Source organism: Secundilactobacillus muriivasis (assembly GCF_054785195.1).
The window spans coordinates 47,928-69,905 of the sequence record NZ_BAABMI010000019.1 but is presented as its reverse complement, the minus strand read 5'-3'; the positions used below and the strand labels follow the sequence as shown (position 1 = coordinate 69,905).

Genomic DNA, 21,978 nt, shown 5'->3' with positions numbered 1-21,978 from the left:
GGCCAGAAAGTGGTTAACTAAAAAGGCTTCACACAAATAACTGGCTTGCGAAACGAATCAGCGCAAACCGAGCCGAAACAACCGTAATAGCAAAGCACGTCGCCAGCACCACTCAGTAATACGAAAGCCTGAACTTCGGGGGTTAGGGATGGGGGCCTTATGTGCAAGCTTCTGATTTTTTTCACGCGTTTCGGCGTGGCGGCCAGAAAGAAATTAATTAAGAAGGCTTCACAAGGTTAATAACCTGCGGAAATGAGTCAGCGCAAACCGAGCCGAAACAACCGTAGTAGCAAAGCACGTCGCCAGCACCACCCGGTAACACCAAACGCCGCCAAGCGCCAACGCCCCGGCCTTTTAATTTTCTTAACAATTCTCAACCAATCCCATCACCACGGCATCAACCATAACCAAACAGATACCAAAAACTGTCATTTTAAGTTCTCGTTAAGCTTCCGCCAATAATATCTAATCTAACGAGCGCAATCCCCACTGAGCGCCGATTGATAGCAGAAGAACTGGAGGCTTTAATATGACCGAAAAACCACGAACTGATAAAGTGATCGTTCTCGGAATCGATGGCATGGATTCTCGAACGGCAAACCGTTTAGTGACTGAAGGTAAGATGCCGAATTTAAAAAAATACCTCGAACGGGGCTCTGCCCACCAAGGCATTAAACTGCTAGGCGCCGTTCCAACGATTACGCCACCTTGTTGGACAACGTTAGCGACGGGTACATATCCTGGGACACACGGCATTACTTGTTATTGGCGTCAGGCGCCGGAAAGTTTGGATGCGGTGGTCTACAATATGGATTCTCGAAATTGTAAAGCCGAACCGATTTGGAACGAAACAACTAAGAATGGTAAGAAAACGATGGTCTGGCACTGGCCAGGATGTTCATGGCCACCAACTTCAAAGAGTCCGTTACTGAGTGTGGTTGATGGTACCCAACCAGGATCCGTCAACATGGGCGTTGCTCAAATGGATTGGGAAAAAATCGTTTACGCAAACGCTGATGTCGAACGCGATCACTTTACGGCCCACACCGATAAAGCTGCTGGCGTTGGGTGTAACATTACCGATTTAGAAGAGGTTTTGAAAACGCCAGACAGCGCGCCGTCTGATGAAGATGATGAGATGATGGAACTCTGGTGGGGTGATAAGTCCCGCGAAGGTAATGAGATCCGGACCTATATCAAGACATTGGACGATACCGAAATGATGATTGGCGCTAAAGTGGCGTATGATCAATTCTTTACGGGGATAAAGCCTGCTGAAGGTTGGGCGAACGCGCCTAAGGACGCCTTAGAATTTCACTTCGTTGTTTCCGGCGGGACTGAAACGCGGATTGCCCTGATCACTAAGGGTGAATCTGGTGATTACGATGCCGTAGCACTTTACCATACTAAGGCGGATGCCGAACCATTTGCGGTTATTCCAAAGGGTGAAATGGTGTCAGAAATCGTGGATGACGTGACGAAAAAGGGTCAGACGAAGCCGTGCTGCCGATCCTATAAAATCTTGGAACTTTCACCTGACGGGCAAAACCTGCGTTTCTGGATCAGTAATGCCCTAGATGTGACGAATCACATGTTGTGGTCGGATGAAGCGTTATTTGACGATATCGTGAAAAACGTTGGTCCCGTACCGCCAGTTAGTTTGATTGGTGGGGAAGATGCTGAACTGGTTCGGGAAATTTTTATTCCGTCATGGGATATTTATTGTCAGTGGCAAGCGGATTGTCTAGAATATCTCCTTCAGCATCACCAATATGACGCCATCTTTAGTCATTTACACAACGTAGACTGTGCGGGCCACCAACTCTGGCACCTCGGCAAAACGTTAGCCCCTTGGAAAAATACCGATGAAAAAGTCTACCAACAGTTCATTGAACGGGTCTTCAAACAGACTGACGACTACATTGGTCGATTCCTGCACTTCTTGGATGAAGGATACACAATTTTCGTTGTTTCCGATCACGGTCTATTGGTCGGTGAAAACGTACCGCCAATTCTGGGTGAGTACGGCGGTTTGAATGTGTCAGTGATGGAGAAACTCGGGTATACGACACTGAAAACGGATGCCGATGGGCATAAACTTGATGAAGTTGACTGGGAAAAAACCACGGCCGTCCAGATTCGGAGTAATTACATCTACATTAACGTAAAGGGCCGTGACAAGCACGGAATCGTTGATCCAGCTGATAAATATGAGTTGGAAGAACAAGTGATCTCAGATCTTTACAACTACCGCGATCCAGATACCGGTAAACGGGTAGTTGGATTAGCCGTTCGCAATAAGGACGCTGTTGTCTTCGGCACTAACGGTGATGAGGCGGGTGATATCTTCTTCACCGTTAACGAAGGCTTTAACCGACTGCACGGGGATGGTTTATCAACGGCAGAAGGCTACTTTAACACTTCCGTCACGCCGACCTTCGTCGCTGCCGGACCGGGTATTAAGGCCAATTACACCACTGAACGGGTGATTCGACAGGTGGATGTGGCACCAACCATTGCAACCCTACTAGGGACTCACGTTCCGGAACAGTGCGAGGGGGCGCCAATTTACCAGATTTTAACTGAGGACTAGTTTTTGCATCAATTGCGCCTTAAACTGAAACCAAGTACTGACGGCTGCCGGTACCGATAACTTTAGAAGAATGTGGTGATCACGTGGTAAAACGATATGATAGTGACAAAATGATTCAGCTTGTGAAGCAGATTTATCAAGCCTACGGGTTTACGGATGAACAGAGCCAAGAGGTTGCGGATACATTGGTGTACACGGATTTGATTGGGATTGCCTCTCATGGGGTCCAACGGTTGATCATGTATGACCGTAATATTCAAAACGGCAAGGTTCAGGTGCATAGCCAGCCGGAAATCGTTAAGGAAACCGATGTTAGCGCGGTAGTGGATGCCAAGTTTGGCTTAGGCCAACTGAACGGTATTTACAGTATGAAGCTAGCCATCCAAAAGGCGAAAGCTCACGGGATCGGGATTGTGACGACCCGTAACTCGCTGCACTACGGGATTGCTGGTTACTACGCGAACTTAGCTGCCAACGAAGGCTTGATTGGCATGTCGTCAACCAACTCACGTCCCGGAATGGTGCCAACTCACGCCACACAGGCCTTTATCGGGACCAACCCAATTGGCTTTGCGATGCCGGCCGAACCGCACAACTTTATCTACGATGTCGCAACGACCACGGTGCCACAGGGTAAAATTGAAGTTTATCGAAAGTTGGAAAAAGACCTGCCAGCGTTTTGGGTTGCTAAAGACGGCAATCAACCAGTTAATGATATTACGGATGACGAAACGCTCGATCAGTTGCGAGACCCCGAAGCACCAGTTGGCTTGACGCCACTTGGCGGTGTTGACGAAGAAACCGGGAGTCATAAAGGTTACGGCCTCGGCGTCATCGTTGAGATTTTCACTGGGATTCTCTCGATGGGCAGTATTTCAAACGAAATCACCACTAAGGACCTGCACTCGGGACCAAGTCAAAGCTTCGTTGCGATTGATCCGGGTATCTTTGGCGATAAGGATCAGATCATCAAGCGTTTCTCAGCTTACCTCCAAGAGATTCGGGACTTACCCGCAATTCCGGGTAAGACCGTTTACGTGCATGGTGACAAGGAAGCACTGGCTTACGAAGACCGCAAGCAAAACGGGATTATCGTTGATGATAAGACCATGTCGGAAGTCGTCAACATTGCCAAACGACTTGGCGTGGATTATGCGGAGTTGATTAAATAGCGCGTCGTTAACCTAGGTCAACATTAAAACGCCCCTCAAGAATGATTATCATTCTTGAGGGGCGTTTAAGTTAGTCTAATTCTTTCATTTTCGAGGTGGTTTGTGCCAAATGCCGTCGCCGACAAAACCAAACGATGCCAATAATCGCTAACACCACGATCACTGCAATCAGCAACCAGTGACTATAAACTTCAAATTGAGCAACGATTGCCTGCCAATGATTACCTGCCAGACTCCCGGCGTAAATTAACACCGTGTTCCAAATCAGTGTGCCAACGGTGGAGAGGGCTAAGAACCGCCCAAGTGGGAAGCCGGACATACCAGCCGGAATTGAAATCAAACTCCGGATGACCGGAACGAAGCGGCCAAAGAGAATTGCGCCGTTACCGCGACGGTTGAAGAAGCGGGCTGCTTTTTCAATATCGGTTGGCTTTAACCGGAGCAGGCGACCAAAGCGGGTGCCCAAGAAGCGGTTTAACCGTTCCGGTGAGGCGATTCGGCCAATCGCATATAAGATAACGGCACCGAGGACGGAACCCACGGTCGAGGCGATGATGGCGCCCCAGACGGTCATGGATGTACTGATGGTCAAAAAGCCGGTAAACGTCAAAATGATTTCCGAGGGAATCGGTGGAAAAACGTTTTCCAGGGCGATAAGGAAGATGACGGCGAAGTAGCCGTACTGATCGATCAGCGTCATGATGGTGTGGGTTGTCATTAGGGCCTCCTATTAGGGTGCGAGATGCACGATTGAGTGAGATGCAACGGACAGACGTCATTAATTTTGGTCAAAATACCATAATCAACTCAGTTTAGCGAATTTAATGCAGGGCGTCAATTGATTCGCGCAAGCTTAAGAAATTTGCTAGAGATGCCGCTATAGTGCCGTGCCATGTTCCATTTCGGCGGCTTCGACCCGTTCTGATGGGTTCTTCAGGAGGCGGATGCGAATCATACCATCGAGGTGCATCAGTTGGTCATGAATCTCCTTGAGTTCACCGATTTCCTTGTGAATCTCCGTTAAGTCGATGTTGACGATGGTGTAGCCGTAGTCGTCACGGAAGTTACTCATCAACTCACGCACCGGAATCTCGTGTTTGTTAAGAATGTGTGCCACGTCAGCCCAAAAATCTTGCCGGGCTTTGAAGAAGAAGGTTACTCGGTGAGGACTGGTAAATGGCAAGTCGGCCGGTGGAAAGTTGACGGAAGACCGAATGGTGCCAGATTCAAGGAAATCGAGGGTGTTTTGCAACGTTAGGTTAGCGCTGTGTGACAGGGCTTCAACGGTGTTGCCACCCAAGTGGGGCATCATGACAACGTTGGGGTTATCTTTTAAATCGTTATGTGGGAAGTCAGTAATATAGCGGGAGAACTGACCTTCTTCCAGTGCATTGATCACGGCCTGATTATCAACGATTTCACCGCGACCGAAGTTCATCAAGATGGCAGTGTCCTTCATTAAGCGGAACTGATCCGTACTCAGCATGCCCTTGGTCTCGTCGGTCAATGGTAACAAGATGATGACGAAATCGGATTGTTCTAAGACTTCATCAACGGTTTCTAACTGTTGAACGTGTTGCAGATTTTTAAAACTGCGGTTGTAACCCACAACTTGCATCCCGATGTGGTAGCAGGTATTCGCTAACCGCTGGCCAATGGCGCCAAGCCCCAAGATGCCCACGGTTTTCCCGTAAAGTTCTTCGCCAACGTAGTCCTTCCGAGTTGCTTCGGCGGCGTCTTGGAGGTTGTCGGCGGTCAGCGTAGTGGTATTTTTAATCGCCGGATAGAGTGGGCGAACGTAGCGGAAGAGACACTGCACCACCAGTTCCTTGACGGCGTTGGCGTTGGCGCCGGGGGTGTTAAATACGGCAGTCCCGTTTGCGGTACAGGCGGGAATGTTGATCGTGTTGGTGCCAATCCCAGAACGAGCGACTAACAATAGCCGGTGACTAATTAAATCATCTGGCACCTGAGAGCTCCGAACGAGGACGGCGTCTGGCGTCGTCGTGTCTTTGAGTTGGAAAACGTCGCCAGCGTAATCGGTAACGTCAAACTGATCGAGTGCGTTAATTTGATACATGATGAAGACCCCTTTTTCGGCATTTTGTTTTATAATAAGAACAAACTAAAGTTGAGGATGTGACATAGATGCACATTGATTTTGTGAAACTGTCAAAGGACCACCCCACGATTGGCGATGGCAGTCAGATTAAGGACACGACTTTCGGCCAATACGTTGAAATCGGTAGTCAAAATTTCATAGATAATAGTAACATTGATGATTATACGTATACAGGACAATTTTGCTTTATTCAAAATAGTACCTTAAAGCGGTTCATTAGTATGGCGGCGATGGTGCGAATCGGCCCCACGAATCACCCGTACGACCGGCCAGCTCAGCACATCTTCGCTTACAACGGCGCCGGTTACGGTTTCGGTGATCCCGATACCGAATTTTTGCAAAAACGCAAGCAAGTCAAGACAGTGATTGGCAACGATGTCTGGTTGGGGCACGATGTCGTCGTCCAATCCGGGATCACGATCGGTGACGGTGCAGTGATTGGCGCTGGTGCCGTAGTCACCAAGGATGTGGAACCCTACACGATCATCGGCGGCATTCCAGGCAAGAAGATCAAGGACCGCTTCTCGGACGAAATCAAAACCGATTTAGAGAAAATCGCGTGGTGGGATTGGTCGCGTGAGGATTTAGAGAAGTACTATCAAGATTTTCGGTTGCCGATTGAGGAGTTTGTTAAGAAGCATAGTTAGAGAGTGCAGAACAAAGCGGTTAGAGACTGGAGCATAAGGCCCTCCGGCCAGAAACCCCGGTTTTGGGGGTTTGTGGCCGGAGGGCCTTATGTGCAAGTCTCTGCTTTGTGGCGCACGTTTAGTCTCGAGGACAGGAACGAGCAGAGAGTGTGGAACAGGGCGGTTAGAGAGCGGAGCGTAAGGTACTTCCGCCAGAATTCCCGGGTTTTGGGAATTGTGGTGGAAGTACCTTACGTGCAGCTCTCTGCCCTGTGGAACACGTTTAGGCTATGTAACAGCAAAAAGGTAACGTCAATTCTAGGCAATATTGGCTTCAAACTTACCAATATAAAACCTATCAAGTAACCCAAAAAAGCATCAAACAACGCGCCCCAACGCCCGCTGTTTGATGCTTTTATCATCTAAACTGCTAATCGTTCACCTTAACCTTACCAGCCTGATGCCGCTTCATCACCCGATTCAACACAAGCATCAACCCCAACGACAACGCCGCATAAACCGCTGCACCCCAGCTGATTCGCGCAACGCCCAACGGATCAATCAACATCGAAGCCGTGGCAGAACCTAGCGAAATGCCGAAGTTAAAGAAGATGGCATTTAACGACGATGCAAACACCATTGCTTGCGGATAATCCTGTTCGGCAATGTTCATGAAGTGAATCTGAATTGGCGACCCAAGAACTGTGACGATCAAGCTCAGAATCAGCAACATGCCGTAGCCGATTACTTGGTTCATCAAGCCGAATGGCAGCAGAACGAGTAGCACAATGTCGACCATGTAAAACGGCGGCATTTTTTTCAGGCCATCGTGGTTCGCCAAAGTCCCCGAAAGCCAGTTGCTCATGATGCTGACGAGGCCGATGACGAATAGCAGCCAGTTGAGTTGATGCACGTTGAACCCAAGTGCCGACGTCAAAATTGGTCGAATATAAGTGTAGTAGGCGTAGAAGGTTGCTGCCGTGAACAACACGAGAATAACAGCGACGTAAATGCGCCGATCCTTTAAAATGACGAGCTGATCACGGATGGAACTTTGGACCTGCTCGATGTGTTTCGGCAGAATCAACGTTAGCAGGCCAAATACAATAACGGTGACGACCGAAATTGCCAAGAACGCATCCCGCCAACTGTAATTAGTACTGATAGTGGTCCCAATCGGCACTCCTAAAACGGAGGCGATACTGAAGCCAGCGTAGATCCACGACACTAACCCGGCGCGCTTCTCCCGTGGTGCCACTTGACTGGCAAAAATCATGATTAGTGATTCGATCGAGCCCGCCACACTAGCGGTGATGATTCGCGACAGCATCATGACCCAGTAATTAACAGCTAGGGCACTCAAAGTGTTCCCAATAAAGAAGACGATAATAAGTGCCAGTAACGTTTTATACCGGCTGTATCGGCTCGTTAAAATGGTCACGAACGGCGTCCCTAATGCGTAGGTCGTGGCAAAGATGGTAACGAGGTAGCCGGTAGCGGCAATCGAAACGTTCAGATGTTCAGCAATGTCGGATAGGATTCCAACCACCATAAACTCGTTGCAGCCTAGCATGAAGGCAACGAGGACAAAGATGATGACCTGTAGACGGTATTTCACGATAACTTCCCCTTTAGCAATGGACTATTAAGATAAAGTATACCATTTGACAAGGCGGTGGCGGAATCGGAACTTAACTTAAAAATGAGAACATCGAATAAGCTTTAATGAAAACGTAATGTAAACATTAGCCGAAAATTCTTTTATGAAAGTTTTAAATAATGTACATTTCATCACAAACTGTGAAAGTTAGGTTTTCATTATGGAAATCAATGAACACGCCATTATCAAACAACTTGTAAACGTTGACTAGTATACATTTCAATTCGTTTTTTTAGTTTGTGAAAGCTTCACACTACGGCGAGTAAGAATGCGCTTGCTTTTGGCAAACTAGCCCTCTATACTCTTGATAACGGTTACAAATACAAACGTCATCTTGAATGGCAGGAAAGGGAGTCACTAAATGGCCTATCAAACGATTAATCCTTACACGAATGAAGTTGAAAAAACTTATGAAAACCACGACGATGCATACGTGGAATCAGCCTTAACCAAGGCACACGCGTTATACAAGAAATGGCGGAACGAACCACTTGCTGGACGCGCAAAGGTGTTACACCAGATTGCGGAAGTATTCACAAAGAAATCAGATGAGTTAGCAACCATCATCACCCACGACATGGGAAAACTTTATGCTGAGGCGCAGGGCGAAGTTGCGCTGTGTGCTTTGATTGCCGAATACTACGCCACTAAGGGTGCCGATTTCTTAAAGGACGAACCGATTGAAACCGTCATGGGTGAAGCCCACGTTGAGTACCACTCAGTTGGGGTTTTAATGGCTGTTGAACCTTGGAACTTCCCACTTTACCAAATGATGCGGGTCTTCGCACCGAACTACTTAGTTGGGAATCCACTCGTCTACAAGCACGCCAGCAACACACCAGGTTCAGCTGTGGCCTTTGAACAAGCCGTTGCTGAAGGTGGCGCTGAAGACGGGGCCTGCGTTAACTTGTTCATCAACTACGATCAAGTTAACAACGTGATTGCTGACATGCGGGTCCAAGGGGTTGCCTTGACCGGTTCAGAACGCGCTGGTAAGGAAATTGCTTCCGAAGCAGGTCGTAACTTAAAGAAGAGTTCTCTCGAATTAGGTGGGAGTGATCCGTTCGTCATCTTAGACGACGCCGATTTAAGCGATGTTGAAAAGATTGTTGGCAAGGCCCGGCTTTACAACGCTGGCCAAGTCTGCACGTCATCCAAGCGGTTTATTGTTACTGAAAAGAACTACGATAAGTTCTTGGAAATCTTGAAGAAGGCCTTCGGTGCCGTTAAACCAGGCGATCCAATGGATCCTGAAACGAGCTTAGCCCCATTAAGTACGGTTAGTGCTAAAAAGGGCTTGGTCGCTAAAGCCAAGGAAGCCGTTGAAAATGGCGCAACCTTAGCCTTTGGTGAAATCGATGATAACTTGGATAACAACTTCTTCCCACCAATCATCTTGACGGACATCAAGCGTGATAACCCATCATACTGGAAGGAATTCTTCGGTCCAGTTGGGGTCGTTTACAAGGTCAAGGACGAACAAGCTGCCATTGATTTGGCTAACGATTCAAACTACGGCCTTGGCGGTATCGTCTTCGGTGGCGATCCAAAGCACGCCGCTGAAGTTGCTGGTAAGATTGAAACTGGGATGGTCTTCGTGAACAACTTTGGTGGGACTGCCCCTGAACTCCCATTTGGCGGGATCAAGAACTCTGGTTACGGTCGTGAATTAGGCCGTCTTGGAATCGAGACTTTCGTTAACGCCGAACTGTTGATGGTCAACCCAAACGAACACGTTGATCTGACAAACACTTATGGTGGTTTCTTATAAAATAAAGTATTAATCATGACGGTCACGTCTGCGGAATGATAATTCTGCGGCGGGACCGTTTTTTTGCGTTCAGCCTTATTTTTATTAAAATTAGATTGGATAAACTTGATAATCATTTCAACCTAAACCGGTTACATTCGGAATTCGCCAAAAAGAGATTGCTTTTCGTTGCTAGTAGCGCTACGTTAATTATTAAAAAGTTTTTTCTTTAGGGAGGTGACATTGTGGATGAGCAAACCATCATGGGTCTGATCATGACGGCGGGAAAGGCGAAAAGTACGGCGTTTGAAGCCATTAAAGCCGCCAAACAGGGGCAGTTTGAGTTGGCGGCGAGTCGGTTGACGGATGCCGAAGCGTACCTTGCTAAAGGGCATCAACTTCAGACAACGGCGTTAAGTGCGATGGCACGAGGCGACAGCGAACCCCCATCATTACTGGCAGTTCACGCGCAAGACCACCTCAGTATGGCGATGACCACGATTGAGTTGGGTCGTGAAATTATCGACTTATATCAGAAAATAAGTGAAAGCGAACATTAATCGCTATTATAGCTGTAATGTTCAGAACTAATTTGATTTAGGTTAGATTCAATGCTATTATTAGTTGACAAGAAAATTAAAACCGAATAAGGAGTCGTGAAGACCGTGGATACTGCAAAAAACGAACGATCGGTGATCAGAAACTTAATTTTAGGCTTTCAGCATTTATTAGCCATGTACTCTGGCGATATTTTGGTCCCGTTGTTAATTGGTGGCGCTCTGCACTTTAGCGCTGCCCAAATGACTTACTTGGTCTCAATGGACATCTTTATGTGTGGCATCGCGACGTTGCTTCAATTGAAGCGGACGCCGTTGACTGGGATCGGCTTACCCGTTGTGCTTGGGTGTGCCGTTGAATACGTGGCTCCACTGCAAAGCATTGGCGGTCACTTTGGTTGGGGATACATGTACGGCGGGATTATTTCAGCCGGCATCTTTATCTTTTTGATTTCAGGCTTCTTTGCCAAATTACGTCGATTCTTCCCACCAGTTGTGACGGGGTCATTAATCACATTGATTGGGTTTACCCTGATTCCAGTTGCCTTCCAAAACCTTGGTGGCGGTGATGCCACTGCCAAGAGCTTTGGTTCGCCCGTTAACTTGATTCTCGGGTTTACGACCGCGCTTGTGATTATTGTGATCAACATCTGGGGTCGCGGGTTCTTCAAACAGATTTCCGTGTTAGTCGGAATTCTGGTGGGGACGTTGTTGGCAATCGCGTTAGGTAAAGTTGGGTTTGCATCAGTTAGTGCGGCCCACTGGGTTCAATTGCCACGGCCATTTTACTTTGGTGTCCCACGCTTTGAATGGTCATCAATTGCAACCATGATCTTAGCGGCCATCACTTGTATGATCGAATCAACCGGGGTGTATTTTGCCTTAGCTGACATTACTCACCGCGACTTGAGCGACAACGACTTGGCGCGTGGGTACCGGTCTGAAGGGTTAGCGGCCATTTTAGGTGGGATCTTCAACACCTTCCCATACTCCACTTTCTCGCAAAACGTTGGGATCGTGCAGTTATCCGGCATTAAGAAATTACGGCCAGTTTACTACTCAGCCTTCCTATTGATTTTCTTGGGCTTGATCCCCAAGTTTGGGGCCATCGCAACCTTGATTCCATCTTCAGTTCTGGGTGGTGCCATGTTGATTATGTTCGGGATGGTTGGTGCCCAAGGGGTTAAGATGCTGATGAAGGTCGATCTCAACAACAAGAACATGTTGATCATCGCCGTTTCAGTTGGTCTTGGCCTGGGTGTTACAACTCAACCAGCCCTGTTCCAATTCTTGCCTGCTGAAGTGCAGACCATTTTGAGCAACGGGATGGTTGTTGGGAGTTTCATCGCGGTTATCTTGAACTTACTTTTGAATAATACTTCATTAAAGAATAAGGTCGAAGAGGAAGCTTAGGCTTGGCTTTGACTGTTGGCGTCGATTCGTAATTGAATCGGCGTCTTTTTGTGCGACAGTGTGCGGAGCGAGACGGGGTGAGAGCGGTGTGTAGGGGCACTTCGGTGAAAGCGCCCGGGCCTGGCGGTTTTATCGAAGTGCCCCTACATGCAGCTCTCAGTCTCGCGCAGCACCATTCGGCGTGGTGACCAGAAAACGCGTGGTTGACAAGTTTCTATAACTTCAGGAACCCTAGAAATAACAGTTTAAGTGGCGCCGAATTTTGTAGCCTGAGAGCGCTGGCTTTCGTGCGGCTTTGGCAAGCGAAGCGACGACAAACAGCCGGCACCCAAATCGCACCAAATGCTTACGCTGGACACAAGCGACAATAAAAACTGAGCTATGATTTTCAGGGTGTTCCGGACGTATAGATGATGATAAAGACTAACGGATAGTTAACCAATTTCTGGGCAAAATAATGGCTTGCTATGGAACGCGTTCCACAATTTATAATAGGGCAGAAAGAGGTGGCACTAATGATTAAGCACGTTTTTTTAGATATTGATGGTACACTGATTAAAACGGATGGGCGCCTCACTGCCCAAACGATTAAAACGATTCGACAAGCCAATTTTTCAACAACCCTAGTTTCAGCTCGAGCACCGTTTGAAATGCAAGCGATAATTCAAGCTTTAGGCTTAACGGGGCCTCAAATCGGCTTTAACGGCGGTATCATCTTTCAGCAAGGCGTTTTGGAACCGTTGGCGCAATTTCCGATTTCAACGGATAGCTGTCAGCAGCTGGCTGAGTGTTTACAAACATCGTTTCCAACGGTTAGTCAAAGTTATTACACGGCGACGAGTTGGTTGACAACGCAAATTGATGCGGGAATCAAATACGAACAAAATGTGACACACCAACAGCCAATGGTGGTTACAAGAGCGGCTTTAAATCATCAACTGACCATTTTCAAAGTCATGTTGATTATCTTTGATGCGGATCAAATGGCAACAATCAAGACGCAACTTCAAGAGCTGCAGCTAACCGATATTAGTATTAAACAGTCTGGTGACTGGTACCTTGAAATCACTAGTTCACGGGCTCAAAAATCAACTGGTATTACGTGGATTCAAACGATGAATCAGTTACAGGTGAATGAACTAGCAGCTTTTGGTGATGGTGAAAATGATATGCCGATGTTTCAGGCTGTGGGGGTTCCCATCGCGATGGGGAACGCAAATAATTTTGTGAAGCAGCATGCCCGGTACGTAACTCGAACGAACGATGAGGACGGTGTTGCTTACGGAATCGCACGGTACTTGGCTAATTGTTGATGGCAGAAGGAGAGGGTCGACATGGTAACAATGCGTGATATTGCCAAACGAGTTGGTATTTCAGTGTCCACAGTTTCTCGATACGTCAATCGAAGTGGTTACGTGTCGGCAAAAACGGGTGCTCGAATTCAAGCAGTTATTGATGCGACCCAATTTGTGCCAAATACGATTGCGCGAGATCTCAGCAAGGGCCACACGCTTAACATCGGGGTAATCGTACCGCATTTGAACCATCCCTATTTTTCGCAACTATTAGCGGGAATCGTTGCCGCAGCTTTTGAAAGTAGTCATCACTATCAAATTGTGTTATTACAATCGAATTATGATTCTGGTCGTGAAATGGCCTACTTAGAGCAATTGCAGCGCCGGACTTATAACGGGCTTATTTTTACTTCACACGCGATTGCTTTGGCAGATATGTTACCGTACCAGCAGTATGGTGCAATCGTTTGCTGCGAGGATCCAGGGACGATTGATCTGGCAGCTGCATTTGCAACCCGGACGCAAACGTATCTAGCGGCGTTTAGGCGAATTCGGAGTCTTGGTTACCGGCGAATCGGGATTCTGTTAAGTCGAAATGATGACATTAGCCCCACAAGCCAGCATACGAGTGCTTGTTTTCAAACCGTTTTTGGGTCATCGCCAATACCAGAGTTGCTCCAAACCAACGTCACGACTTATCAGGACGGCTACCGGGTTGCTGGTGATTATCTGAGCAGAAACTTGCAACCAGAGATGATTTTTACCAATGGTGATGATGTGGCAGCGGGCGTGGCACAACGGTACCAAGAGGCCAAGCAACAAGTACCGCCACTAATGGGACAGGAAAATCAACTGAGTAGCCGGTTACTCAACATTCCCACGATTGACCACCACTTTGAACGCGTTGGTCGCCTAGCATTCGGGCTGGCTGAATCACAGCAGGTTCAACGAATTGCGGTGGATTCACAATTAATTAGGCGGGGGTGGTTTGAATGAGATTGTACTTTGTTCGGGATGCGACAACTTAGAATAATTTCTTAATTGATTGGGAAAAACATACTGATTCAATAACGGTGCCGTTAATGAGAACCTATCTGAAAGTTACTACCAATAATCAGTAGGTAATGACGTTGATTAACAATCTTAGTAAAGAAAAATATTTATTTTAAAAGAACTGGAAACGCTTTCAAAAACTGTGAAAATGGTGTATGATAATCATGTTGTGAAATGATTATTTTTCTAGGAGGCATTACGAATGGCAGAATTGAATGGTAAAGTCGCATTTGTAACTGGTGGTGCACAAGGTATCGGGAAGGCGATTGTGCAACGTTTATCAGCTGATGGCTTCGCAGTCGCAGTTGCTGATTTAAACATCGACACCGCAAATGAAGTTGCTAAAGCAATCAACGATGCTGGTGGCAAAGCTACTGGGATCAAGGTTGATGTTAGTGATCGTGATAACTTCTTCAAAGCAGTTGGTGAAGCTGCTGAAAAATTAGGTGGGTTTGACGTTTTAGTTAACAACGCCGGCCTTGGCCCAACTACGCCAATTGACACCATCACACCAGAACAATTCGACAAGGTTTACCACGTAAACGTTGCCGGTGATATTTGGGGTATTCAAGCCGCTCATGAACAATTCAAGAAGAGTGGCAAGGGTGGTAAGATCATCAACGCCACTTCTCAAGCCGGCGTTGTTGGTAACCCTAACTTGGCCCTTTACAGTGGGACTAAATTCGCCGTTCGTGGGATCACGCAGGTTGCTGCTCGTGACTTAGCCGAAGAAAACATCACGGTTAACGCCTACGCACCTGGGATCGTTAAGACCCCAATGATGTTTGACATCGCTCACCAAGTTGGCCAAAACGCCGGCAAGGATGACGAATGGGGCATGCAAACCTTCGCCAAGGACATCGCGCTCAAGCGTCTCTCTGAACCAGAAGACGTTGCAGCAGCTGTTTCCTTCTTGGCTGGCCCAGATTCAAACTACATCACTGGCCAAACCATCGAAGTCGATGGCGGGATGCAATTCCACTAGACTCACAGCTTAAAATTGAATTTAAACGGAGCACTGGCTAACTGGCCGGTGCTTTTTTGATTGGGTATTAAGGATAAATACCCACAAAAAAACGGACTGTGACAGCAGTCCGTTTTCGATACCATCGCTGTGCGATTAAATCGACCTTACACGCTGCAAGCATTAGGTTTTAGCACTAGGGGCGAGCCCCATATTGCTACCGCTATTATCGCATGTGAGCGACCAAAATTAAAATAATAACACTGGTAATGGGAAAATGAGATTATTTAATCATTTTGGTTGAATTCTCATCATATTCTAATTGCACGTAGCTCGAAAATCCGCTAGTATGAAGGTGCTAAATACTTGTTGGTACGTGATTTTGCCGGTCGCGCACTACGAATTGGGTCGCTTGCTTCCGTGGGGAAGGAGCGACCCAATTTTTGGATTCTGATAATTTTCAGTGAATGATGCGAGTTGATTGCCTTTTGCGGTTGAACTTGCGATGATGGGGAAAACAGTTTGGAGGAATGCGCCATGTTAAAAGAACAGTATGCCTTAAAGCCCATTGATTCCGAATTAGCCACGATTAATGTCTCACTTGCAGCGCGTCAAATTTTAGAACCAGCGTATGCGTGGACGACGGCAACGACTTCGCCATATCCGATCGTAAGTCTGATTTCATCCATTGCCGAAGATGAACGCGCACTGGATCGGTTCCAGGAGAATGCGAGACTGAATCAACACGATGTTGGCCGTTTCTTGAAACAACCGGTAACAGAAGAAGATGTGTTACCGGTGCTCCAAAAGAGTGAAATCGCGCCAGTTGGGTGGCAATTGTTAGGCGCGTATTTGATTCAAATCAGTAAAAAGGAGCCACTACTGGTACCATTCATGGATGCGCTGGCTCATCTCAAAGTGGACGCCATTGGGGTGTTTATCGCAATGACGTCACCAACGATGACCAACGTGTTACCAACGTTGATCGAACAGGTTGCCCGGTTGTTGGCGCGGTGGCTGCCGGATTTGCCCGAACTGGATCATGAACCAACGGATGCCGAAACCTGGCTCCCGGCTTATGCGCTGATTCCGGTGGAAAGCACTCAGCTTGGGATATCGGTGATGGTACCCGTAGCACTCCTTGATTGGTTATCGGCACATCAGGATGCGCTAGCTGATTTAACCGATGATAAGCGGGTTGGCTTGATGCAATTATTGAATCAGGAAACGGATGATGATACGAAGATCGTTCGGGAGTGGTTGGAACGAAATGACGATGATGGCCAGACACTTAGTCGGCTATTGTTTGAACTCTAGTTGGTGGCCGACTTTTCAAAGCGTCCTAGGCCAAAATATGGTATGCTAATAGCAACCTCATATAGACCAAAGGAGAATTGCCATGAATCACATTTACCTTGCAGCACCGTTTTTTAGCGATGGTCAAAACGACCGGGTGAACCAAGTTGTTAGTTTGTTGAAGGAGAACCCAACGGTCGCTTCTGACGGCATCTTCGTGCCATCTGAACACCAACATGATGATTTGGAATTTGGCAGTTTTAAGTGGCAAGTTGCAACCTTTAACAGCGATGTTCGCCAAGTTCGTAAGGCGGATGCTGTTGTGGCAATTATCGATTACCAACTGGAAGAAACGGCTGAAAACGAACCTGATTCAGGGACGATTTTCGAAATTGGGGCAGCCTTCCAAGCTGGCGTTCCAGTTGTACTGATTCAATTTGATGAAACAAAGAAATTAAACTTAATGTTGGCGCAATCTTACACCGCGTTCTTTAATGGGAAGGATGCCATCCAAGCATTGAAGTCGTATGACTTTAATGAATTGGCTCAACATTATACGGATAAAGAAGTTTTCTAGACTGAGTTTAGCGTTGTGCGGGCCCCGACGACCTGGGTGGTTGTGGGGGCTTGTTTTTGTGTTGGGGTGATGGTTACTGGTTGATGGGCGAGTGAGCAAATAAGCGGTACAGGCAAGTTGATTCAGCTATGCTTGGTTGGCATGATGTCGTTACAGGGAGGTTACGGCAACACTGCACTGAGGCAGCTTTAATTTCGGCGCCTCGTTGGGCTGTAATTTTCCGCTTGCTAATTAAATTGAGAAATTGTTGAAATTGGGTGCGCTTTGGCAACCACGCCGAAACGGGCTACGCAAGGCAGAGAGCTATGTGGAAGGCAACTTCAGTAAAACCGCCAAGCCCGGGCGCTTTTACTGAAGTTGCCTTCCACGCCGCTCTCTAACCGCCTTGCTTCGCCCTCTATATGACAATTTAATTTAAATTACTTAACTATTTGGTTAAAACAGGTTGTTGAGATTGTAGTTTGTTACAATAAAATCAGTTTATGTTTGAGAGTTGTTTGAGAGGATGTGTTAAGAACAATGGGAAAATCGAGTAAGGCCATTCTCGGCCTGCTAGTCTTGGGGACTTTTGCAGGTGTGGGTTTGACACAGTTTAGTACGAGTGCCATTACAGGGCAACAAGCTACCGTTGCACACGCGGCAACGACGGTTAATGCGCAAAATCAAGGGATGGTGGCTGACGGTAAGACCGACAACGCGCCACTGTTACAACGGATCATCAATACTTATACCAATGGGGTCACGATTCACGTTCCAAAGGGAACCTACTTATTTACGAATGCTGAATTAAAAGCGATTACGTTGCATTCTGATATCACCTTTGATTTTGATGACGGGGCCGTTTTCCAGATTGCTGGTGGTGACCGGATGCCGTTCGTCTACCCAAGTCCTGAAGTTGGTTACGATGGCGGCATTTCAAACGTCACTTGGAACAACGCCACGTTCCGTGGGGATTACAACGCAACGGATGGCCAAAGTGTCTTCGTTCAAAGTATCCACCATGCTTCGAACGTGAACTTCAACAAGTGTACGTTTGATAACGCTGAATCACCGACTGGCCACTACCTTGATATCGATGGTAGCCATAACGTGAACGTGAAGGATTCAACCTTTACCGGCTTCAACGCCAACACGGATTTTGACTACAAGGAAGCAATCCAAGTCGATTATTCAAACTCCAAGGCGATGTCATATCATAATCCAGGCGACAAATACGATAACTTACCATCATACGATATCACCGTTGATGGCAACCAATTTATCCCACTGTCCAAGACGTCTGGCGCTGTGAAGTCATTTGCGCCTAACCCAATTGGGCAACACGTGGTTTACGGTAAAGGGGTCGGCGGCATTATCCACGACATCCACTTCACGAACAACTACGTGCAAGATGCTAAACCATTGTTGGATGAAGATGGCGCCAACATTCACTTCGTTTGCGTGAAGAACCTCTATATCAGTGGCAACACCTTTGAAAACAAAGGGGCACTTGGTTCAGGGAACTACATCCGAATCTTCAATAACCAAGCTGCAGTGCCAATGAGCAACATCAACATCACCGACAACAACTTCGTCAACTTGGATCCCGATAACCGCTACATCTACTTCGACGATGAAAAGGGTGGCGGCATCACCGACGTCACTGTTACGGGTAACAAGATCACGTCTGCTAAGAGCAACATTCCGTTTGTGATCACCAACGGCATGTCAAGCAGCGATATCAAGATTGCCTCTAACACCAACAACAAGTCAACTGCGATCACCAACACGGATGATATCAAAAACACCTCGAAGTTAAAGGCTGCTTTGACTGGTAAATACAAGGGTGGTAAGGCCACCAACAAGACCGAAACGTATCAATCTGGCGCTTCTAACCAGTACGCGAAGTTGGTGACGAGTGCCGCTAAAAAGTACGGTCTGTACAACCACGTCAAGGGCCACTCCGGCTGGTACCTCTACAACAAGAAGGACGGCTGGGCAAACGCTAAAAAATCCGGTATCGTCTATATTGACGGTCGCGCAACGGCTGATAGTGGCAAGTGGTACCGGATTCGCTTTAGTTCAAGCACCAGTGCCCGGAAGTACTGGGTTCGTGCGGGAGCGTTGCAGTTTGATAAGATCACTTACGAAGACTACAACAAGACGTTAACGACCATGAAGAAGTACCCAATCTACAGCTTGGTCTTCAACGATCCACAGTTGGCCAAGTCAAAGGGGACGACGGCTGATTTGAAGTCGCGTTCAGTCGAAGTCACGAAGCGGGCACGCCGGGTTTCCGTTCTGAACGGCAAGACCTCAACGTACTACTTGATTAATGGTAAATACTGGACGCGGGCTTTAGCGTTCTATTAAAATAAGGGTTAAATTGGTTCCGATTTGGAACTAGTCATTAGAGAAGTGGCGACACGCATTGGCTTTTGCGGCTAATGTGCTGGCGTCACTTCTCTAACCATGTTTAGGGACCTCAGGCAAAAGGAGACGAGTTGATTCAATGACGACAAGAAGTGACAGGCAGGTGGCGACCAATGACCAGTGGGTGCAGTTGGTTAAAGCAGTGGGGATCATCGCAGTGGTATTTGGCCACGCGATTTACCCGTTAATTGCAACAAATCATATGATGGCGACCATCTATATCGCAACGGGTTGGTGGAGCATGCCGCTGTTCTTCATCGTTGGTGGCTTTTTCCTCAAGCCGTTGGCGCATGATGCGCGCTCATTGTGGCAGTTTATCCAACACCGACTTTTGCCGATTTTTGGCACGTATCTGCTTGCAGGAGTGTTGCTGATTTTAACGAGTCACTTTGTGCGGGGCGATAGTTGGTCGTATACCGGTCATTACTTTATTCGCTTACTGTATGGTGGCGCAACACTTGATGGTGAACTGAACATCTTTTGGTTCTTCACGGTGTACATGTTGACGTTGCTAATCGTGACGCTGCTGATCACTTACGTGGAACAGGCACCCGTTCAGTTCCTGATTGCCATTGCAATGTTCGCGCTGGGCGTGAGTTATAACAGCGTTGGCTTCCTGCACTTTAAGTTCGTCCCGTGGGGCGCTGACCTCGTGTTATTAACCACCCTATGGATGCTATGTGGTTATTATGGCTACAAATACTGGCCGCAACTCGTCTACAAGCGGTTCTACGCGACCGCCGGGGTGATCATTTACTTCATGATCGTTTACGCTCGGTATGAATGGGGCTTAAACTTCAAACTGTATTTGAAGACCCACGTTATTAAAACGCCGTTCATGGCGGCCTTTGTGCCGATTTTCGTTGTTCTGGCACTCTGCATCATTGCCGAACAACTCGCTAAAACGGGTTGGTTCAAATGGCTATTACCAGTTGGCTGGTATGCCGTGCCGATTCTGTACGCGCATCAATTGGTGATCGATCTCGTCGCCAAAGTGCCAGCATTGAACCATCCGTTACCACTCTGGTTCTTCGGCTTAGTGGTACCGCTCGCGATTGCGATGCTGTACCATCAGATTCGGTTTGGTCATCGGCGAACGGCTGGTGACGCTGAAAGTTAATGATTGAATAACCCAAAAAAGCTTCGGCATGTGCCGAGGCTTTTTTTGATTGAAATTTGATTATACATCCCGAAATTGTGGTTTATAGTGGATTGTTTTTTGATTGGTAGTCGTATTTTTATCGTCAATGATCGGTTGATTCAAAAGGCGTTTTTTTTCGCTTGTTGATGGTAATAGACTCAGCATTCGCTGCAAGGCGATTTCTTCTTGTTCAGTCGTATCAGCAACATAGTAGCGCATTAATCCCAGCGTGAAATCAGCCCGATCTAGATCATTGATTGGCAAAATGAGATAATTGCCATCATCGAGTGAACCATTAGCTGCGTTGGCAGCAATTAAAGCGGTTCGCTTATTGCCATCCTGAAAGGGCTGTAGCTTTGAGATTTGAGCAAATACTCGCCAAGCGTCTGATTCATGGCGCCTTGAATGTTGATACTGGTTAATAATTTTATTGAGGTCGTTTTTGGTCACGATTTCGGGTGGGAAATAACGCTCTTTACCATCGGAACTCACGCCAATGGCGACGCGGTCATCTTCGTTGTACATTGCATTTCGCAAGTGTCCAGGCCAGTTGGGTTGTTCATCAGATTCTGTATCAAATTGTTGATTGATGGCGATGATGCCATCGGTATTAAACCCGATCTTTTGGATTGCCTGCATCCCTTTTAGAGCATCCGTAAAGATTGCAATATCATCAGTATGTTGTCGTAAGGGTGCTGTTGATTTTAAGTCAAGCGCTTGTTTGGTCTGGTAGACCGTACTACCGTAGTTATTAAGGCTACCCAGTGAGGTGATAAATCGGGCGAGCGCGGTATTGTCTGATTGGGTCATTGGCAACGCCTCCTTTCATATCGAAGTTAATTGCGTTAATTGTATCACACGAATGTACGCTATTCATTGATGGGCAAACATGTGTTACATGGTGGTCCAAAAAAGCCACTCAGACGAACGTCCAAGTGGCTTAAGCTATGTGCATTCACGGAAGGTGAATAGATGAAAACCTGGTGATATGTACATATCTAGAATAAACGAATAACAATTGCTGACCTTAGTTTAACATGACGCTTAGTTAGGATTCAACTATTGAGGCGTGATGTTACGGAATTGATACATTTAGTGGGAGGTGTTTGTTGGCGGTGGGAACGATGAGGACTGTTTGTATTTGGGGTCTACCGTGCCGTAACGTGTTCCACAAGGCAGAGAGTTGCACACAAGTGACCCCCACCACAAGACCCAACCCCCGGGTCTTCTGGCGGGAATCGCTTGTGCTTCGATCTCTAAGCGCCTTGTTCCACACTTCGCGCTTTCAGGCAACCGAGCCGTAACGTGTTCCACTCTCTAACTGCCTTGTTTCACACTCAACAAAAA

The 21,978-nt window shown here is 47.2% G+C and carries 17 protein-coding genes; 13 read left to right on the top strand and 4 right to left on the bottom strand.

What is annotated here, in order from left to right; all coding sequences use genetic code 11:
- The first annotated feature begins 529 nt into the window (after positions 1–529).
- Both ACYVR3_RS05750 and ACYVR3_RS05745 read left to right on the top strand, forming a co-directional pair.
- A complete protein-coding gene (locus tag ACYVR3_RS05750) occupies positions 530–2,593 on the top strand; it encodes an alkaline phosphatase family protein (protein ID WP_461243460.1) in 2,064 nt (687 codons plus the stop codon).
- 83 nt (positions 2,594–2,676) lie between these two features.
- Complete coding sequence (locus tag ACYVR3_RS05745) at positions 2,677–3,765, top strand: Ldh family oxidoreductase (RefSeq protein WP_461243459.1); 1,089 nt, start codon at positions 2,677–2,679, stop codon at positions 3,763–3,765.
- A gap of 70 nt (positions 3,766–3,835) precedes the next feature.
- On the opposite strand, the gene ACYVR3_RS05740 is transcribed toward ACYVR3_RS05745, so the two are convergent.
- Positions 3,836–4,483: a DedA family protein gene (locus ACYVR3_RS05740; protein WP_461243458.1), complete on the bottom strand. Its 648-nt coding sequence runs from the start codon at positions 4,481–4,483 to the stop codon at positions 3,836–3,838.
- A gap of 159 nt (positions 4,484–4,642) precedes the next feature.
- Positions 4,643–5,845 (bottom strand): NAD(P)-dependent oxidoreductase, encoded by a 1,203-nt coding sequence (locus ACYVR3_RS05735; protein ID WP_461243457.1) that lies wholly within the window; start codon positions 5,843–5,845, stop codon positions 4,643–4,645.
- Between the two features lie 68 nt (positions 5,846–5,913).
- Here ACYVR3_RS05735 and ACYVR3_RS05730 point away from each other — a divergent pair, with 68 nt between their 5' ends.
- On the top strand, positions 5,914–6,534 hold the full coding sequence (locus ACYVR3_RS05730) for a DapH/DapD/GlmU-related protein (protein WP_057151787.1): 621 nt from the start codon (positions 5,914–5,916) through the stop codon (positions 6,532–6,534).
- Between the two features lie 409 nt (positions 6,535–6,943).
- On the opposite strand, the gene ACYVR3_RS05725 is transcribed toward ACYVR3_RS05730, so the two are convergent.
- Positions 6,944–8,134, bottom strand: a complete 1,191-nt coding sequence (locus ACYVR3_RS05725) for an MFS transporter (RefSeq protein WP_461243480.1) — start codon at positions 8,132–8,134, stop codon at positions 6,944–6,946.
- A gap of 400 nt (positions 8,135–8,534) precedes the next feature.
- Between ACYVR3_RS05725 and ACYVR3_RS05720 the strand changes: the two genes are divergently transcribed.
- The 10 genes from ACYVR3_RS05720 to ACYVR3_RS05675 all read left to right on the top strand — a co-directional run bounded on the left by ACYVR3_RS05720 (position 8,535) and on the right by ACYVR3_RS05675 (position 20,610).
- A complete protein-coding gene (locus ACYVR3_RS05720; protein WP_054736742.1) occupies positions 8,535–9,944 on the top strand; it encodes an NAD-dependent succinate-semialdehyde dehydrogenase in 1,410 nt (469 codons plus the stop codon).
- Between the two features lie 224 nt (positions 9,945–10,168).
- Entirely contained in the window at positions 10,169–10,483 is a 315-nt protein-coding gene (locus ACYVR3_RS05715; RefSeq protein WP_461243456.1) for a PTS lactose/cellobiose transporter subunit IIA, read from the top strand.
- 105 nt (positions 10,484–10,588) lie between these two features.
- Positions 10,589–11,893 carry a nucleobase:cation symporter-2 family protein gene (locus tag ACYVR3_RS05710; protein ID WP_461243455.1) on the top strand — a complete coding sequence of 435 codons (1,305 nt, stop codon included), beginning with the start codon at positions 10,589–10,591 and terminating at the stop codon, positions 11,891–11,893.
- A gap of 515 nt (positions 11,894–12,408) precedes the next feature.
- Positions 12,409–13,206, top strand: coding sequence for an HAD family hydrolase (locus ACYVR3_RS05705; RefSeq protein WP_461243454.1), 798 nt, complete (start codon positions 12,409–12,411; stop codon positions 13,204–13,206).
- 21 nt (positions 13,207–13,227) lie between these two features.
- Complete coding sequence (locus tag ACYVR3_RS05700) at positions 13,228–14,184, top strand: LacI family DNA-binding transcriptional regulator (protein ID WP_461243453.1); 957 nt, start codon at positions 13,228–13,230, stop codon at positions 14,182–14,184.
- Positions 14,185–14,443: 259 nt separating this feature from the next.
- Entirely contained in the window at positions 14,444–15,226 is a 783-nt protein-coding gene (locus ACYVR3_RS05695; protein WP_054737226.1) for a (S)-acetoin forming diacetyl reductase, read from the top strand.
- A 516-nt stretch (positions 15,227–15,742) separates the two neighbouring features.
- Positions 15,743–16,522, top strand: a complete 780-nt coding sequence (locus ACYVR3_RS05690; RefSeq protein ID WP_461243452.1) for a hypothetical protein — start codon at positions 15,743–15,745, stop codon at positions 16,520–16,522.
- Positions 16,523–16,604: 82 nt separating this feature from the next.
- Positions 16,605–17,078, top strand: a complete 474-nt coding sequence (locus ACYVR3_RS05685) for a nucleoside 2-deoxyribosyltransferase (RefSeq protein WP_461243451.1) — start codon at positions 16,605–16,607, stop codon at positions 17,076–17,078.
- 519 nt (positions 17,079–17,597) lie between these two features.
- On the top strand, positions 17,598–19,430 hold the full coding sequence (locus tag ACYVR3_RS05680; protein ID WP_461243450.1) for a glycoside hydrolase family protein: 1,833 nt from the start codon (positions 17,598–17,600) through the stop codon (positions 19,428–19,430).
- A gap of 139 nt (positions 19,431–19,569) precedes the next feature.
- Positions 19,570–20,610 carry an acyltransferase family protein gene (locus tag ACYVR3_RS05675; RefSeq protein WP_461243449.1) on the top strand — a complete coding sequence of 347 codons (1,041 nt, stop codon included), beginning with the start codon at positions 19,570–19,572 and terminating at the stop codon, positions 20,608–20,610.
- A 60-nt stretch (positions 20,611–20,670) separates the two neighbouring features.
- On the opposite strand, the gene ACYVR3_RS05670 is transcribed toward ACYVR3_RS05675, so the two are convergent.
- On the bottom strand, positions 20,671–21,441 hold the full coding sequence (locus ACYVR3_RS05670) for a Fic family protein (RefSeq protein WP_461243448.1): 771 nt from the start codon (positions 21,439–21,441) through the stop codon (positions 20,671–20,673).
- Positions 21,442–21,978 lie beyond the last annotated feature (537 nt).

Excerpts from the sequence above, each read along its gene's own strand:
- ACYVR3_RS05750 (WP_461243460.1), top strand. The coding sequence starts at position 530 with ATGACCGAAAAACCACGAACTGATAAAGTGATCGTTCTCGGAATCGAT.
- ACYVR3_RS05740 (WP_461243458.1), bottom strand. The coding sequence starts at position 4,483 with ATGACAACCCACACCATCATGACGCTGATCGATCAGTACGGCTACTTC.
- ACYVR3_RS05735 (WP_461243457.1), bottom strand. The coding sequence starts at position 5,845 with ATGTATCAAATTAACGCACTCGATCAGTTTGACGTTACCGATTACGCT.
- ACYVR3_RS05730 (WP_057151787.1), top strand. The coding sequence starts at position 5,914 with ATGCACATTGATTTTGTGAAACTGTCAAAGGACCACCCCACGATTGGC.
- ACYVR3_RS05720 (WP_054736742.1), top strand. The coding sequence starts at position 8,535 with ATGGCCTATCAAACGATTAATCCTTACACGAATGAAGTTGAAAAAACT.
- ACYVR3_RS05705 (WP_461243454.1), top strand. The coding sequence starts at position 12,409 with ATGATTAAGCACGTTTTTTTAGATATTGATGGTACACTGATTAAAACG.
- ACYVR3_RS05700 (WP_461243453.1), top strand. The coding sequence starts at position 13,228 with ATGGTAACAATGCGTGATATTGCCAAACGAGTTGGTATTTCAGTGTCC.
- ACYVR3_RS05695 (WP_054737226.1), top strand. The coding sequence starts at position 14,444 with ATGGCAGAATTGAATGGTAAAGTCGCATTTGTAACTGGTGGTGCACAA.
- ACYVR3_RS05690 (WP_461243452.1), top strand. The coding sequence starts at position 15,743 with ATGTTAAAAGAACAGTATGCCTTAAAGCCCATTGATTCCGAATTAGCC.
- ACYVR3_RS05685 (WP_461243451.1), top strand. The coding sequence starts at position 16,605 with ATGAATCACATTTACCTTGCAGCACCGTTTTTTAGCGATGGTCAAAAC.
- ACYVR3_RS05680 (WP_461243450.1), top strand. The coding sequence starts at position 17,598 with ATGGGAAAATCGAGTAAGGCCATTCTCGGCCTGCTAGTCTTGGGGACT.
- ACYVR3_RS05675 (WP_461243449.1), top strand. The coding sequence starts at position 19,570 with ATGACGACAAGAAGTGACAGGCAGGTGGCGACCAATGACCAGTGGGTG.
- ACYVR3_RS05670 (WP_461243448.1), bottom strand. The coding sequence starts at position 21,441 with ATGACCCAATCAGACAATACCGCGCTCGCCCGATTTATCACCTCACTG.